Annotated in this window: 13 protein-coding genes; 6 read left to right on the top strand and 7 right to left on the bottom strand. The window is 72.8% G+C overall.

Annotation, left to right across the window (positions count from 1 at the left end):
* Window positions 1-15: 15 nt before the first annotated feature.
* Entirely contained in the window at window positions 16-354 is a 339-nt protein-coding gene (locus O7617_RS30135) for a DUF3817 domain-containing protein (RefSeq protein ID WP_282264911.1), read from the top strand.
* Between the two features lie 39 nt (window positions 355-393).
* On the opposite strand, the gene O7617_RS30130 is transcribed toward O7617_RS30135, so the two are convergent.
* The gene (locus O7617_RS30130) at window positions 394-942 is read right to left on the bottom strand and encodes a hypothetical protein (RefSeq protein WP_282264910.1); all 549 of its coding nucleotides are present in this window, start codon (window positions 940-942) and stop codon (window positions 394-396) included.
* A gap of 142 nt (window positions 943-1,084) precedes the next feature.
* On the opposite strand from O7617_RS30130, the gene O7617_RS30125 reads away from it, so the two are divergent.
* The 3 genes from O7617_RS30125 to O7617_RS30115 are packed head-to-tail and all read left to right on the top strand — an operon-like array spanning window position 1,085 to window position 5,122.
* The gene (locus tag O7617_RS30125; protein WP_282259779.1) at window positions 1,085-2,209 is read left to right on the top strand and encodes a Vms1/Ankzf1 family peptidyl-tRNA hydrolase; all 1,125 of its coding nucleotides are present in this window, start codon (window positions 1,085-1,087) and stop codon (window positions 2,207-2,209) included.
* The gene (locus O7617_RS30120) at window positions 2,202-3,956 is read left to right on the top strand and encodes a thiamine pyrophosphate-binding protein (RefSeq protein ID WP_282259778.1); all 1,755 of its coding nucleotides are present in this window, start codon (window positions 2,202-2,204) and stop codon (window positions 3,954-3,956) included. Before O7617_RS30125 ends, O7617_RS30120 begins: the two co-directional genes overlap by 8 nt.
* Window positions 3,957-4,006: 50 nt before the next feature.
* Entirely contained in the window at window positions 4,007-5,122 is a 1,116-nt protein-coding gene (locus tag O7617_RS30115; protein WP_282259777.1) for an iron-containing redox enzyme family protein, read from the top strand.
* 372 nt (window positions 5,123-5,494) lie between these two features.
* On the opposite strand, the gene O7617_RS30110 is transcribed toward O7617_RS30115, so the two are convergent.
* The gene (locus tag O7617_RS30110) at window positions 5,495-5,725 is read right to left on the bottom strand and encodes a CDGSH iron-sulfur domain-containing protein (protein ID WP_145782301.1); all 231 of its coding nucleotides are present in this window, start codon (window positions 5,723-5,725) and stop codon (window positions 5,495-5,497) included.
* 145 nt (window positions 5,726-5,870) lie between these two features.
* On the opposite strand from O7617_RS30110, the gene O7617_RS30105 reads away from it, so the two are divergent.
* Window positions 5,871-7,313, top strand: coding sequence for a hypothetical protein (locus O7617_RS30105; protein ID WP_282259773.1), 1,443 nt, complete (start codon window positions 5,871-5,873; stop codon window positions 7,311-7,313).
* Between the two features lie 223 nt (window positions 7,314-7,536).
* Complete coding sequence (locus tag O7617_RS30100; RefSeq protein WP_282259771.1) at window positions 7,537-8,679, top strand: SigB/SigF/SigG family RNA polymerase sigma factor; 1,143 nt, start codon at window positions 7,537-7,539, stop codon at window positions 8,677-8,679.
* Between the two features lie 149 nt (window positions 8,680-8,828).
* Here the strand turns inward: O7617_RS30100 and ctaD are convergent, their stop codons facing one another.
* From ctaD to O7617_RS30075, 5 genes are all read right to left on the bottom strand, one after another.
* Window positions 8,829-10,820, bottom strand: coding sequence for a cytochrome c oxidase subunit I (ctaD, locus tag O7617_RS30095; protein WP_282259769.1), 1,992 nt, complete (start codon window positions 10,818-10,820; stop codon window positions 8,829-8,831).
* A 125-nt stretch (window positions 10,821-10,945) separates the two neighbouring features.
* Window positions 10,946-11,668 (bottom strand): ATP-binding protein, encoded by a 723-nt coding sequence (locus O7617_RS30090; RefSeq protein WP_282259767.1) that lies wholly within the window; start codon window positions 11,666-11,668, stop codon window positions 10,946-10,948.
* A 111-nt stretch (window positions 11,669-11,779) separates the two neighbouring features.
* A complete protein-coding gene (locus tag O7617_RS30085) occupies window positions 11,780-12,238 on the bottom strand; it encodes a DUF4383 domain-containing protein (protein WP_348774157.1) in 459 nt (152 codons plus the stop codon).
* Window positions 12,239-12,316: 78 nt separating this feature from the next.
* The gene (locus tag O7617_RS30080; protein WP_282259766.1) at window positions 12,317-13,474 is read right to left on the bottom strand and encodes a glycosyltransferase; all 1,158 of its coding nucleotides are present in this window, start codon (window positions 13,472-13,474) and stop codon (window positions 12,317-12,319) included.
* A gap of 79 nt (window positions 13,475-13,553) precedes the next feature.
* On the bottom strand, window positions 13,554-14,537 hold the full coding sequence (locus tag O7617_RS30075) for a glucosyl-3-phosphoglycerate synthase (protein WP_282264908.1): 984 nt from the start codon (window positions 14,535-14,537) through the stop codon (window positions 13,554-13,556).
* Between the last annotated feature and the right edge of the window lie 137 nt (window positions 14,538-14,674).

Raw genomic sequence — 14,674 nt, 5'->3', positions numbered from 1 at the left:
GGTGGTGGCGTGCGGATGCGCGAGAAGGTGACCCGGTTGTTCGTCGTGGCGGCGATCGCCGAGGCCTGCTCCTGGCTGGCCCTGCTGGTCGGCATGCTGGTCAAGTACGGCCCGCCGGAGAACGAGCTGGGCGTGAAGATCTTCGGGCCGATCCACGGCGGCCTGTTCGTCGCGTACGTCCTGCTGGTGCTGGCCGTGGCCCGGCTGCACCGGTGGAGCCTGCCGGCCACGGCGGTGGCCCTCGTCAGCGCGGTGCCGCCGTTCGCCACTGTGGTCTTCGAGCGTTGGGCCCGCCGCCGGGGCATGCTCGGTGTCGACAGCCGGCCCGCCCGCGAGCCCGCGCCGGTCGGCTGACCCCGCTGATCCGTCCGACCTGATCCGGGCCGGGCGCGGTCAGGTCAGCGCGGAGCAGGCCACGACACCGGCCAGCAACAGCCCGCCCAGGAACGCCTGCAACAGCAGCGGCGGCCCGAGGTGCGACCAGAGCGTCGCGGTACGCGGGGTCAGCAGCTGCCCGGTGGTGAGGTTGACGATCCGCTCGATCCGGGGCGGCAGCTCCGGGTCCCGCTGCGGGCGCACTGTGAGCTGCACCTGGTCCGCCGGGTGCAGGGCGCTCTGCGGCAGGTGGCCGTGTAGCTCCACCTCGCACAGCTGGCCCGCGGTGTTGCGCAGCCGCACCGGGGTGACCAGGTACTCCGGGCCCTGCTTCAACTGCTTCCACCGTCGGCGGGCGCCACCACCGCCGAACGAGAACAGCGAGCGCAGCAGCAGGGCGGGAAGGCTGGCGACGGCCGCCGCCGCGAGCACCGCCACCAGCACCGGCTGCCCGATGCGTACCTCCCGGGTGTAGCCGTCCAACAGGCGGATCAGCCGCCCCGTGACGATTCGCTCCGTCGGGTGCACGATCCGTCGGGTATCGAGTCCGCTGTCCATCTCCACCACCGAGAGTCCGCTTGTGTTCACAGATCGTATCGACGTCCTGGGTTGAACGACGTGAATGAAACCTGGTCACGGGCTCACGGCCGCGAGGTGACATCCCGGGCGACAGGGGTAAGCGGGGGGCCGAGCTGGAAAGGGGTCGAGCATGCAGCTGTCCTTCCTGCGCCCGCTCTACGACCGTCCCGGGCCGTGGTGCTCGGTGTACCTGGACGCCTCCGCCGACACGGAGGACGCCCATCCCGCGTTGGACCTGCGGTGGCGCGCCTTGCAGAGTCAACTCACCGACCAGGGGGCCGACGAGGCGAGCGTCGCCGCGCTGGACCGGGTGATCCGTGGGCACGACCCGATGGTCGGGGACTACGGCCTCGCGGTCTTCGCCAGTCACGGTCGGGTGGTGCTCTCCGAGTACCTGTCCGCGCCACCACTGCGCGACCTGGCCAGTTTCGCGCCGCTGCCCCACGTCATGCCGCTGCTAGCCCAACGCGGCGAACAGGTCGCCTGGGTGCGGGTGGTCGCCGACCGGATGGGCGCCGACGCCATGGCGGTCAGCGCCGGCGGAGTCCCCCGGCGGGCACACGTAGCCGGTCGGGACGAGTTCCCGCTGCGACGGACGAAGCCCGGCGGCTGGTCCCAGTCCCGGTACCAGCGGGCGGCCATGGAGGCCTGGCACCAGAACGCCGGCGACGTCACCGCCGCGACCGCGGACCTGGCCGACCGGGTCGGCGCGGACGTGGTCGTCGTCGCCGGTGACGTCCGCGCCACCGGGATGATCGCCGCCCAGATGCCGGAGCGGTGGCAGGACCTCGTGGTCCGCACCGACGCCGGATCCCGGGCCGGCGGCGCCGACCAGACGCTGCTCGACGACCTCACCGTGCAGACCATCGCCGAGGTCGCCGACCAGCGGATCGCCGCCACGCTGGACAAGTTCGGCGTGCAGGAGGACGTCGGCGGGGGACTCGACGCGGTCGTCTCGGCCCTGCAACGCAACCAGGTGGACACGATGATCATCGTGGACGACCCGTCGGCCACCGGTGAGCTGTGGATCGGCGCGGAACCCACCGAGATCGCCGTCGACCCGGGGCAGTTGGCCGCCATGTCGGTCGACGACCCGCAACGGGTACGCGCCGATGCGGCGCTGGTCCGCGCGCTCGTCGGCACCGACGCGGCGCTGACCGTGCTCGGCCCGGACGAGGCGCCCGACCTGACCGACGGCGTCGGCGCGGTGCTGCGCTACGTCGACCCCAGCACACCGGGGCGCGGCGATGGCTGAGCGCCGCGTCGCGGACCTGGTGGTGGAACGGCTCCTGGCCTGGCGGGTGCCCCGCGCCTTCGGCTACCCGGGGGCGGCGATCGCCCCGCTGGTCGAGGCGTTGGAGAGCACCGGCGGTGAACCGGCGTTCATCCCGGCGCGACACGAGGAGACCGCCTCGTTCATGGCCACCGGCCACGCCAAGTTCACCGGCGGCATCGGCGTCTGCCTCGCCACCCAGGGGCCTAGCGCCGTCCAGCTGCTCAACGGCCTCTACGACGCCAAGCTGGACAGCAAGCCGGTGGTGGCGATCGTCGGGGAGGACATCTCCGGGCCGCTCGGCGGCGCGCATCAGGAGATCGGGCTGAGCCGGCTCTTCGGGGACGTGTGCAACCAGTTCGTCCGGTACGGCCGCAGCCCCGAGGACGTGGCGGCGCTGCTGGACCAGGCGTTCCGTACCGCCGCGGCGACCCGCAGCCCGACCTGTGTCGTGCTGCCCCGGCAGTTGCAGGAGGCCGTGGTGCCCGACCTGCAACCGTCCGCCGTCGGGGTGATCTCGGCGGCCCCGGGTGAGCCGCTGGCCCGGGTGCTGCCGCACGACGTGGACCTCGACGCCGCCGCCCAACTGCTCGACGGTGGACAGCGCGTCGCGATCCTCGTCGGCCAGGGCGGGCGCGACGCGGCCGCCGAGATCATCGAGGTGGCCGACCGGCTCGGCGCCGGCGTGGCCACCTCCCTGCTGGGCAAGCCGGTGCTCGACGAGCGGCTGCCGTTCCACACCGGTGTCCTCGGCGAGGTCGGCACCCCGGCCGCGGCCGAGCTGATGGGCGGCTGCGACACGCTGCTGCTGGTCGGCACGAACGACCCGTGGACCGAGTACTTCCCGATGCCGGAACAGGCCCGCACGGTGCAGATCGACATCGACGGTCGGCGGATCGGCACCCGCTACCCGGCCGACGTTCCGCTGGTCGGTGACGCCGCCGAAACCCTGCGGGCACTGCTGACCCGCCTGCGCGGTCGACCCGAGCAGCGGTGGCGCGCCACCGTGGAGGCGTCGGTGGACCGGTGGCGTGACGTCGCCGCCGACCGGGTCGCCGCGCCCGCCGACCCGGTCAACCCGCAACTCGTACTCCAGGAGCTGTCCGCCCGGATGCCGGGCTCCGGCGCCGTCGCGGTCGACGTCGGCTCGGTCCTCTACTGGTACGCCCGACACCTCACCCTGCCGCCGGGCGTGAACGCCCAACTGTGCGGCACGCTCGGCTCGATGGGTTGCGCTCTGCCGTACGCGGTGGCCGCGAAGCTCGCCGCCCCCGACCAACCGGTGGTCGCGCTGGTCGGCGACGGGGCGATGCAGCTCAACGGGCTCGCCGAGCTGATCACCGTCGCGCACCACTGGCAGCAGTGGCGGGACCCTCGCCTGGTGGTGCTGGTGCTCAACAACCGGGACCAGAACGGCATGGGCGGTGGGCTGGCCCCGTCGCCCGACCCGATGCGCCGCCGCCCCGACGTCCCGTACGCCGGTTGGGCCCGACTGCTCGGCCTGCACGGGGTGCGGGTGGACCGTCCGGAGCTGGTCGGTGCCGCCTGGGACGAGGCCCTCGCGGCGGACCGTCCCTGCGTACTGGAGGCGGTCGTCGACCCGGCGGTGTCGTTGGCGCCGCCGGAGCCGGCGTTCGCCGACCTGCGGGGCTTGTACGCCGACGGCGCTCCCGCCCGCAAGGTCCGGGAGCAGGTGGAGGTCACCGCGAACGCCCAGGACTTCGTTTAACCGCCCCGGGCCAGGGCATCAGAAGCGGCCCCGACGACGCTGGAGGTCCCATGCCCGAGCCCGCTGACCGCCGCTACGGTCCCGCGACCCTTCCGCGGCCGCGCGGCCCGCTCTCCGCGGCGGTCGTCGAGGCTCTGCGGCGTCCGCCGCACGACCTGCCGGCCGGTCTCGGCGTCGACGTCGACCCGGCGGACCCGATCACCGACGAGGATCTCCAGCTGACCCTGTTCCTCTGCTACGAGCTGCACTACCGGGGTTGGCTCGGGGTCGACGAGTCGTGGGAGTGGCAACCGACGCTGCTCGCGCTGCGCGCCCACTGCGAACGGGTCTTCGAGGCGGCGGTGCGCCGGCTGGTCGGCACGCCGGTGGTGCCCGCCGCCGGGGTGGCCGCGGGCCTGGCCGAGCTGGTCGCCGCCGACGACGGGCCGGCACTGGCCGCGAACCTCCAGCGACGCGCCGACCTCGCCCAGTTCCGCGAGTTCGTCGTGCACCGGTCCGTGTACCACCTGCGCGAGGCGGACCCGCACAGCTGGGCGCTGCCCCGCCTCGGTGGGCCGGCCAAGGCCGCACTCGTGGAGATCCAGACCGACGAGTACGGCAACGGCCGGCTGGACCGGATGCACGCCGAGCTGTTCCGGTGCACCCTCGACCGGCTGGGGCTGGACGTCGGGTACGCCGCCCACCTGGACGCCGTACCGGCGGTGACCCTGGCGACCAACAACCTGATGTCGCTGTTCGGCCTGCACCGTCGACTGCGCGGCGCGCTGCTGGGGCACCTCGCCGCGTTCGAGATGACCTCCTCGTTGCCGAACCGCCGCTACGGCAACGGGCTGCGCCGGCTGGGCTTCGACGAGGTGGCCACCCGCTTCTACGACGAGCACGTCGAGGCCGACGCGGTGCACGAACAGATCGCCGCCCACGACATGTGCGGCGGACTGGTCGCCGTCGAGCCGACCCTCGCCCCCGACGTGCTGTTCGGCGCGGCGGCCGGGCTCGCGCTGGACCGGTTGTTCGCCGCGCACCTGCTGGAGAGTTGGGCCGCCGGTCGCAGTTCCCTGCGGCCACCCGCTCCGCCGGCCCTGCCGCCGACCGTCCCACTCGTCGCGTCGACCCCGGTGACCTCACCGGTTGTTGTCGTCCCGCCGGCCCCGACCGCGCTCGTCTGACCAGCCCGCTGCCGCGCGCTGTCCGCGCTGCCGCGCGCTGTCCGCGCTGCCGCGCGCTGTCCGCGCGGTGTCCGCGCTGCTGTGCGGTGCCGCGCGCTGTCCGCGGTGCCCCTGTTTGGCGCCGGTGGGCTGTCGGCCGCCGCCCTCAGCTCCAGGGCCCTTGCTTCGTCCTTTGCTCTGCACCCACCGAGGCGACGGTTACGGACCGTGCCTGGTGCCTGGGTGGGTGCAGAGCAAAGGCGGCGAGGGTGGTGGATGGGTCCCGACGGCGAGTCTGCGCTGAGCAGGGCGGGCGCAGAGAAGAGGGTGGCGGCGTGCCGGTCGGGCCTGCCGGAGGGCGCTCTCGGAGCGTGATGGCGGGACCTTGGGTCGTCAGCCCTCGCGGGTGGTGCCCGCCCGGAACCGGATCGCCTTGTGGGTGCCGTCGCAGAACGGTTTGAGCGCCGACTTGCCGCACCGGCACAGCGCCACGGTGCCCCGGCGCGCGTCGATCCGCTCGCCGCTCGGCGTGACCAACGCGAAGTCACCCCGGACCAGCAGCGGTCCGTCCTCGTACGGGGTGATCGTGGCGGCCGCTGGCTCGCTGGTGTCGTCGGTGCCCATGGCCCCGGAAGTGCCCGCCCTGGCCGCACCGAAACCCGAGCGACCGAACGCCGTTGATGACCGGCGGACCCCTCTGACCAGCGGAATGTGCCGCCGGGTGGGTGATGCCCCGTTTGAACCCCATCGGGACGGGAAGCCGGGCCGCGTGGTGAGCGAACGAGGCAAGGTGGGGCCGGTGCACAAGGTGCACAAGGGGCTCACGGCCGATGGCGCCGGTCTCGCCGGCGACCGGGTCGTGGCCGCGGGCAGCGCCGCCCGGGTGCTGGTCGCCGCCACCGCCCGAGCGCTGCGTGGCGAGGACTGCGCCGACCTCGGGCACACCGGGCCCACGTCGCGTTTCCCCGGCGCTCCGGAACCGGTACGCCGGGCCGCCGTCACCCGGGCCGCCGGACGGGTCGCGCTCACCGACGCCCAGATCGGCGAGGTGGACGCCGCCCGGGTCGCTCGCTGGTTCGTCGACCAGTACCCCCGTCGGCGTTACCCCGGCGTGCTGATCGGCTCTCCGCACGGCGGCCTGGCACACCTGGCCGTGGCGCTCGGTGTGCCGTGGCTGCCGGCCGGCTTCGAGATGACCGCGCACTGGTCCGACGGCGCGGTGGACCGCCCGGCGGACGCCCTGGAGCACGGTGCGGCACTCGCCACCCGGTTGCTCGCCGGCAACCCCGACCTGCACCTGCGGCAGGTGCACTGCCCGGCCAGCCGTGGCCCGCTGACCGGGGCGACCGTGGCGGTGGCCGCCGCGTGGCGGGCGCTGCCGACCGCGTACACGCGGTTCCTGGCCGACCGGCTGCTCCCCGGCGCCCCGGTGCTGCTGGTCCGCGACGCGCGCACCTGGCCGGTCCTGGAGCGCGGCCCGGGGCACAGTTTCCAGGTCGGCTGCCCGGCCAGCGGGCTGGACCCGGTGGACTTCCACCCGGACAGCCACGCCCTGCGGCAGGTCCTGCGCTCGGCCGGCGGCGACGCGACCCGGTGGGCGCCGCCGGAGGTGTCCGTCCCGTCGGGCAGCGCCGAGCACGGCGTCGACTCCGGCTTCGAGTCGGCCGCGCGGGACTGGTCCGCGCGTCACGGGCACCCGCTGCACCGGGTGCTGGTGCCCCGACCGGCGGCACTGAGCGCGGCCGTCGCCGACCTGTACCGACGGTGGCTGCGCGCCGCCGGCAAGACCGGTGATCGGTTGGTGGTGGAATGCGGGCGTCTGCTCGACCCGTGGCAGGTGGTACGGGCGGGGCTGGTGCCGTACTGGTGCGAGAACGCCACCCGGCGCACCGTCGACGAAGCCGAGTGGTGGCTGGCCGGCAGCGAGCCGTTCAGCTCGGTGGACGTGTTGCCCGAGCCGCCCGGGATGCGCTCACCCGCCCTGGCCGGGCTGCCGCAGTGGCTGGCCGTGGCCGGGTTCGGGCGGCGACGTCGGGCGTTGGACCGGAGCAGCGCGCGCGGCTACCCGGTGACGCCCGTGCCCACCCGCCGGGCCACGGAGGTCCTTCGTGCCCAGCCGTACGACCTGCCCGTACCGCCCCCGCTGAGGCTCGCCGAGGCCCTCGACGCGCTCCGCGACAGCGGCGGCCACCAGGGCTTGTCGGTCTCCTGAGACGGAGCACGCCGAAACATCCTCGCGAACCCGGGGTCCCGTGATTGAGTACCTACGGAGCGGGAACATCGCTGGCTGCGACAGCCTGATTGCGCTGCGTGGACGCGTTGTCGCCCGCTGGCATCCCAGTCACTGACCCACTTTTCCGGCCCGGTGCGTGGCTCGACCACGCGCACGACCGGTTTCCCGATCCGGGCGGGGGACCTTCCTGAGGGAGGCGCGGATGTTCGGACAGACGAGTACGACCACGACCACACCACCACCCACCGATCGAGGTCTGGAGGACCTCGACGCGGCGGCACTGGCGTACGCGGCCCGGATCGAAGGGCTGCCGCCGGAGCGACGGGGGGAGGCCCGCGAGGACCTGGTGCGCTTCGCGCTGCCCTTCGCCGGGCGGCTGGCCCGCCGGTACCGGGGTCGGGGGGAGCCACTGGAGGACCTGGAACAGGTCGCCCGGCTGGGGCTGGTCAACGCCGTCGACCGGTATGACCCGGAACGGGGGTCCTTCACCGCGTACGCCGCGATCACCATCGTCGGTGAGATCAAACGGCACTTCCGGGACCGGACCTGGGGCGTACACGTGCCCCGCCGGTTGCGGGACCTGATCCTCGAGGTGGGGCAGGCGACGGCCGCGCTGACCAGCGAGCTGTCCCGGGCCCCGTCGGTGGCCGAACTGTCCGCCCGACTGGAGACCCCGGAGGAGGAGATCCTCGCCGCGCTGGAGTCGGCGGCCGGCTACAGCCCGGCCTCCCTCAACGCCCCGGTGGGTGGGGAGAGCTCCGCGGAGTTCGGTGACCTGGTCGGCGAATCGGACAACGCGCTGGAGTCGGTCGACGACCGGGTCACGGTGAGCGGTCTGCTGCACCGGCTGCCCTGGCGGGAGCGGCGCATCCTGGCCATGCGGTTCTACGGCAACCAGACCCAGGCGGAGATCGCCGCCCGGTTCGGCATCTCGCAGATGCACGTCTCCCGGTTGCTGTCGCGAGCGCTCACCTGGCTGCGCCAGGCGATGCTCGCCGACGCGCCGCCGCCGTGGCAGAACGGGGCCGCCGAACCCGACCCGGGCAAGACCCGGATCTCGGTCAAGCAGAACGGTGACCGGGTGGTGGTCGAGGTCGGCGGCGAGATCGACCGCGACGGCGCGGACCAGTTGCGCCGGGCCATGCTGGAGGCGGTCACCGGACAGCCCAGCGAGGTGGTCGTCGACCTGGTCGGCGCGGGCGGGTTCGACGCCGGTGGGATCGCCGCCCTGATGGCCGGGCGGGACGCGGCGGAGCGGACCGGGGTGCCGCTGCGCCTGACCCGGGTCCAGCCCGCGGTACGCCGCTCGCTCACCGCCGCCGGCCTGGCGCCCGCCCGGGACTGAGCGGCCGGCCCGGCGCCCGCCCGGAACCCGAGCCGCCCGAGACCGAGCCGCCGGCAACCGAGCCACTCGTCCAAACCGGAGCGCCGCCGGTCGCGACGAACGACGAGGGCCGACACCCACCGGGTGTCGGCTCTCTCGGCGTACGCTGATCAGCGTTCTTCGGGGTTGTCCTCGCCGTGCGGGTGACGCCAGCGTTCGTGCGGCTTCGGCGGGTCCTCGGCGTCCTGGGGCGCGTCGCTCTGCTCGAAGCTCGGACGCCGTATCCCCTCGGGTTCCGGCACGTCCACCGGACGGGCGCCGGACCGTGGCGCGGGCTGGTACTCGGCCGCCTCGCGGGCACCGTGCGCGCCCTCGGCGGCCGGCGACTCCGGTGCGTGGTGCTCCAACTTCAGCTCCTCGGCGAACTCCTGCGGCGGCTTCGTGGTGCGCTGCGGTAGGTCCCGGCCCAGGTCGGCGACGAGCGGGCCGTACTTCAGGTCGAACGCGGGGCGCTCGGACCGGATCCGGGGCATGCGGTCGAAGTTGCGCAGCGGCGGCGGACAACTGGTGGCCCACTCCAACGAGTTGCCGAAGCCCCACGGGTCGTCCACCGTCACCACCGCCCCGTACCGCCACGACTTCCAGGCGTTGTAGATGAAGAACAGGGTGGACAGGCCGAGGATGAAGGCGAAGACGCTGGAGATCGTGTTCAGCGTGGTGAAGCCGTCGGTGGGCAGGTAGTCGGCGTAGCGGCGCGGCATGCCCTCGCTGCCCAGCCAGTGGTGCACCAGGAAGGTGCCGTGGAAGCCGATGAACATCGTCCAGAAGTGCGCCTTGCCGAGCCGCTCGTCGAGCAGCCGCCCGGTCATCTTCGGCCACCAGAAGTAGTAGCCGCCGAAGAGGGCGAACACCACGGTGCCGAACACCACGTAGTGGAAGTGCGCCACCACGAAGTAGCTGTCGTGGGTGTGCCAGTCGGCCGGCGGGCTGGCCAGCAGCACCCCGGTGAGGCCACCGAGCAGGAAGGTGACCAGGAAGCCGATGGCGAACAGCATCGGCGTCTCGAAGGTGAGTTGTCCCTTCCACATGGTGCCGATCCAGTTGAAGAACTTCACTCCGGTGGGCACCGCGATCAGATAGCTGAGGATGCTGAAGAACGGCAGCAGCACCTGACCGGTGGCGAACATGTGGTGCGCCCAGACCGTCATGGACAGCACGGTGATCGCCACGGTGGCCAGCACGATCCCGGTGTAGCCGAAGAGCGGCTTGCGGGCGAAGACCGGGATGATCTCGGTGATGATGCCGAAGAACGGCAACGCGATGATGTACACCTCGGGGTGGCCGAAGAACCAGAACAGGTGCTGCCAGAGCATCGGGCCGCCGGTGGCCGGGTCGTAGACGTGCGCGTTGAGCAGCCGGTCGGCCGACAGCGCCAGCAGCGCGGCGGCCAGCAACGGGAAGACGAGGATCACCAGCACGCTGGTGAACAGCATGTTCCAGGTGAAGATCGGCATCCGGAACATGGTCATGCCGGGGGCACGCAGGGTGAGGATCGTGGTGATCAGGTTGACCGCGCCGAGGATGGTGCCGAGCCCGGAGACCACCAGGCCGAGCACCCACATGTTCGCGCCCACGCCGGGGCTGTGGTCCACGTCGCTGAGCGGGCTGTACGCGGTCCAGCCGAAGTCCGCCGAACCTCCCGGGGTGATGAAACCGCCGATCACCATGAGCCCGCCGAACAGGTACAGCCAATAGGCGAGCGCGTTCAGACGGGGGAACGACACGTCCGGCGCGCCGATCTGGATCGGCACGATGAAGTTGGCGAACCCGAACGCCGCAGGCGTGGCGAACAGCAGCAGCATCACCGCGCCGTGCGAGGTGAAGAGCTGGTTGTACTGCTCGGAGGAGAGGAACTGCATGCCCGGTCGGGCCAGCTCGGCGCGCATCACCATCGCCTGCAGCCCGGCCACCACGAAGAACCCGAAGGAGGTCAGCAGATACAGCAGGCCGATCTGCTTGTGGTCGGTCGTGGCGAGGAACTTGATCAACGAGTTGCCGGGAATCGGCGTGCGTACCGCTCCCGGGAAACCCCCGAACCGGGCCGGTGCCAGGATCGCCGGGCCCCGATCGCGACCGGGTTCCGTGGTTACCCGCTTGGGCATGGCTGCTCACCCCGTCGTGACGGCAGAAAGGACGGGCGTGCCTACCCGACCCTCGCACCATGTAACCAGGCCAGAGCGGTAAATTCGGTCAGATCGCTGGTACCGGGCGCAAGCGCCCCGAACACTCAGGTTGCCGGCAGCATCGCCCAGACCGCCTTGCCCTGCCCCGCGGGCACGCTGCCCCAACGCTGGGTCAGCTCCCGCACCAGCATCAGCCCCCGGCCACCCTCGGCGTGCAGGTCCGTCCCGCCCGGCCGAGCCTGCGCGTTGCTGCCGTCCACCACCGCCAGGTGCAGGTACGGCCGGCGCAGGGTCACCGTCACGTGCATCGGGGTGCCGGCGTGGCGTACCACGTTGCCGACCAGCTCGCTCACCACCAGCGCGGCAGGTCCCGCCGCGTTGGGCAGGTTCCACTTGGCGCACGCGTCCGTGACCAGCTCCCGGGCCCGGCGGCACGCCTCGGCCACCGGCTCCAGCCGGGCCCGCATCCGCAACGGGGCACCCGCCAACCGGGTGGCCTCCGCGCAGTCCGCGGTGACCGGAACCACCCGGCAGGTGGTCGACTCGGCCAGCCAACGCGCGGCGACCGGCGACGGGGCGCACAGCACCACCGGCACCGCCGGCCACTCCTCGGCACGGCGGGCCGTCGCGGCGAAGACGGACAGCGCCAGCCGGTCCTCGACGCGCACCTCGGCCAGGTCGACCACCAACGCCTCCGGCTGGTCGACGAGCGCGTCGTTGAGCGCCCGGTGCACAGTGCGCATGGTGCCCAGGTGAAGCGCACCGGTGAGTCGGACGACCGCCACCGGTGCCGTGGTGCGCACCTCGCAGGTGATCCGGCTCGACATCGCCACCCTCTATTCGCTGCTGGGTCGGGAGCTCCCCACTACCCGGGGCGGCCCGACGTCAAACCGGGTCGACGGCCCGGCGAGGCGGTCCAGCTGCCGCAACAGGGCAGGTCACGGCCGGGGTCGCCCGGTCAGGACGCCCAACGCGATCATGCCGACGCCGAGACCCAGGTGCAGCCAGTCGTCGGCGTCGTTGACCGGCAGCACGTTCGCCCCGGTGTCGTGGTCGACAGCCAGACCGTAGAGCCAGAGCACCAGGTAGACGGCGCCGCCGCCGATCAGGAACGTCCGGGCCCCGGTGACCGTCCGGGCCAGCACCAGACCCACCAGCCCGAACACCAGGTGCACCAGGTTGTGCAGCACCGACACCTGGAAGACACCGAACAGGTACGCGCCGGAGCCGTGGCCGGCGAAGCGCAGGTCGTGCATCCCGGTGGTGATCCCGGGCACGAAACCGAGCACGCCGATCAGCAGGAACAGCACGCCCACCGTCGCCGCCGCCCGCCGGACCGGCGCCTTGCCGTCGGCCGGGTTGGGTCGGGCCCGGGAGTGGGCCATCGGTCCGACCATTCCCCGGCTCCTCGCTGCGCGGCGGGTACGAGCGCTGCCGGCTACCCGCTGTCGCCGCCGACAAACGCCCGCCGACGGTCAGGCCGGGAGCAGCCTCGGCGCGCGGGACAGCTGACGGACCCGCTCGTACAGCTCCACGTAGCGTTGGGCCATCACCGCCGGGGTGAACCGCTGCGCGGCCGCCCGCCGGCACTCGTCCGGGTCGAGCAGGTCGGCGGCGAGCACCAGATCGCCCAGTTCCTCCTCCTCGGCGGCGAGCAGCCCGGTGCGGCCGTGCTCGATCAGCTCCGGCAGGCAGCCCCGGCTGGTCGCCACCACCGGCGTACCCAGGGCGAGCGACTCGACCACCGCCGTGCCGCCCGGCTCCTCCCAGCGCAGCGGGAACAGCGACGCGCGGGCGCTGGCGAGCAGGTCGTCCCGCTCCTGACCGGCCACCGTGCCGACCCAGCGGACCAGGTCACCGTCGACGTGCGGGGCCACCTCGTCGAGGAAGAACCGCACATCCGGGTTCTGCCGGGCCTCGTCGCCGGCGGCGGCCAGATCGGCCGGCCGATGGTACGGGCCCACCGGACCGGCCAGCACCAGCGGAAACCCGACCCGGTGGGCCAGTCGGGCACCCACGTCCTGCCCCTTGCCCGGGTTGATCCGGCCCAGGATGAGCACGTGCTCGCCCTTCTCCGCCCGCGGCCGGCGGTCGGCGTCGACGGCGAGCGGCGTGGACAGGTGCACGTGCCCCACCGAGTGCTCCCGCAGCGCCAGCGGCGCCCGGGCCAACTGCGACGCGGAGACCCCGTTGACGCGGACCCGGTCGCCGCCGTCCAGGCTGCCGTAGAGCGCCGGGTGCTTGGCCAGGTCCCAGTGCAGGGTGTGCAGGGTCGGCGGCCCGGCCGGCCCCATCGCGGCGAGCGTGGCGAGGCCCACCGCCTCCACGTGATCGTGCACCAGATCGATGTCGTCGCGGGAGTGCAACTCACGGACCACCCCGGCCAGGTGCGCCTGGGCGACCCCACAGACCTGGTTGTACGGCCGCTGCAACGACGCGAACTGCCCGTCGGCGAAGACCGACACCCGCTCGTCCACCGGCAGGGTGCTGCTGCCCACCGAGGCCAGCACCACCCGCACGCCCAACCGGCGCAGCTCCGGCACGAGCGTGGCGATGACGTTCTCGATGCCGCCGTAACCGGGCGGTGGCACGGACAGCCACGGCCCGGCGTTCATCAACACGGTCAGGCTCATCCGGTGGGTCCCCCTCTCGCGGTCACTGGGCGGTCGGTTCGCGACCGCGGGGCTCGCCGAACCGGCTCACTCCTCGCGCTCACGCTGCGGCCACCCGTCGGCGGGGCACCCGGTGGCGCAACTCCGCCAGCGGCGGGCGTTCCTCGATGGACACATCGGTGACCACGATCTCCCGGTCCAGGTTGGGCAACGTGTCCGAGCCGCCGCGACGGAACTGGGTCAGCAACGACTCCGGCGCCAACCCGGGAATCGCCCAGCCCCGCCGCTGCAACCGGGACCAGGCGGTCAACATGATCTGCGCGGACATCCGGCCCAGCGCCGCCGTGTCCTGGTGCCGGTGCTTGCGCTCACCGAGGTCGACCTGCGCCATCGCGTCGAGGCCGACCAGGTCGAGCAGGTCGATCATCATGGCCGTCTCCACCCCGTACCCGGAGACGAACGGCACCCGGGCCAGCACGTCCCGGCGGCCCGCGTACTCACCGGCGAGGGGCTGCACGAAGCCGGCCAGCTCGGGCCAGAACAGGTTCAGCAACGGTCGGGCCATCAACTCGGTCACCCGACCCCCACCGTCCTGCTCCACGCTGGCGGCACCCACCAGAGGCCGGTGATAGAACCCCTTCACGAAGTCGACCGAGGAGTCGGTCAGCAGCGGGCCGAGCAGCCCGGTCACGAAGTGCGGCCGGAACTCCCGCAGGTCGGCGTCGACGAACGCCACCACGTCCCCCTCGGCGGCGGCCAGACCCGCCCACAGGGCGTCACCCTTGCCGGTGAGTCGGGGCAACCCCCGGGTCATCGCGTCCTGGCTGACCACCTCCGCACCGGCGGCCCGGGCCACCTGCGCCGTACGGTCAGTCGAGCGTGAATCCACCACGATCAGTTCGTCGACCAGGGCGACGCGATCCATCAGGTGCTCCCGGATGGTCGACACGATCGCGCCGACGGTGGCCTCCTCGTTGCGCGCCGGCAGCACCACGCTGACCCGGGTCTCTCCCTTGGCCCGCATCAGACGACGCGCCGGCCAGTCCGCCGCCGTCGTCGTCCGGTACGTGGCCCACGCCTCCACCACCGGTGAAACGCTCGATGTCGCATCCCGCACGGGCACCCCTCCATTCGTGCGTGGAAGAACCGAATTTGGTTGTTCCCATTCCTCATCACGCGCTAACCGCATTCTCGGCAACAGCTTGATCACAGAGGTGACGA

The sequence above is a fragment of the Micromonospora sp. WMMD1155 genome (assembly GCF_029581275.1).
Classification (GTDB): domain Bacteria; phylum Actinomycetota; class Actinomycetes; order Mycobacteriales; family Micromonosporaceae; genus Micromonospora.
The sequence above is the reverse complement of the archived record's forward strand: the minus strand, read 5'-3'. Positions and strand labels throughout refer to the sequence as shown.

Bases quoted from the DNA above. Each gene is read 5' to 3' on its own strand.
- ctaD (WP_282259769.1), bottom strand. From the start codon at position 10,820: ATGCCCAAGCGGGTAACCACGGAACCCGGTCGCGATCGGGGCCCGGCG.
- O7617_RS30110 (WP_145782301.1), bottom strand. From the start codon at position 5,725: ATGGGCACCGACGACACCAGCGAGCCAGCGGCCGCCACGATCACCCCG.
- O7617_RS30100 (WP_282259771.1), top strand. From the start codon at position 7,537: ATGTTCGGACAGACGAGTACGACCACGACCACACCACCACCCACCGAT.
- O7617_RS30090 (WP_282259767.1), bottom strand. From the start codon at position 11,668: ATGTCGAGCCGGATCACCTGCGAGGTGCGCACCACGGCACCGGTGGCG.
- O7617_RS30080 (WP_282259766.1), bottom strand. From the start codon at position 13,474: ATGAGCCTGACCGTGTTGATGAACGCCGGGCCGTGGCTGTCCGTGCCA.
- O7617_RS30085 (WP_348774157.1), bottom strand. From the start codon at position 12,238: ATGGTCGGACCGATGGCCCACTCCCGGGCCCGACCCAACCCGGCCGAC.
- O7617_RS30115 (WP_282259777.1), top strand. From the start codon at position 4,007: ATGCCCGAGCCCGCTGACCGCCGCTACGGTCCCGCGACCCTTCCGCGG.
- O7617_RS30120 (WP_282259778.1), top strand. From the start codon at position 2,202: ATGGCTGAGCGCCGCGTCGCGGACCTGGTGGTGGAACGGCTCCTGGCC.
- O7617_RS30135 (WP_282264911.1), top strand. From the start codon at position 16: ATGCGCGAGAAGGTGACCCGGTTGTTCGTCGTGGCGGCGATCGCCGAG.
- O7617_RS30125 (WP_282259779.1), top strand. From the start codon at position 1,085: ATGCAGCTGTCCTTCCTGCGCCCGCTCTACGACCGTCCCGGGCCGTGG.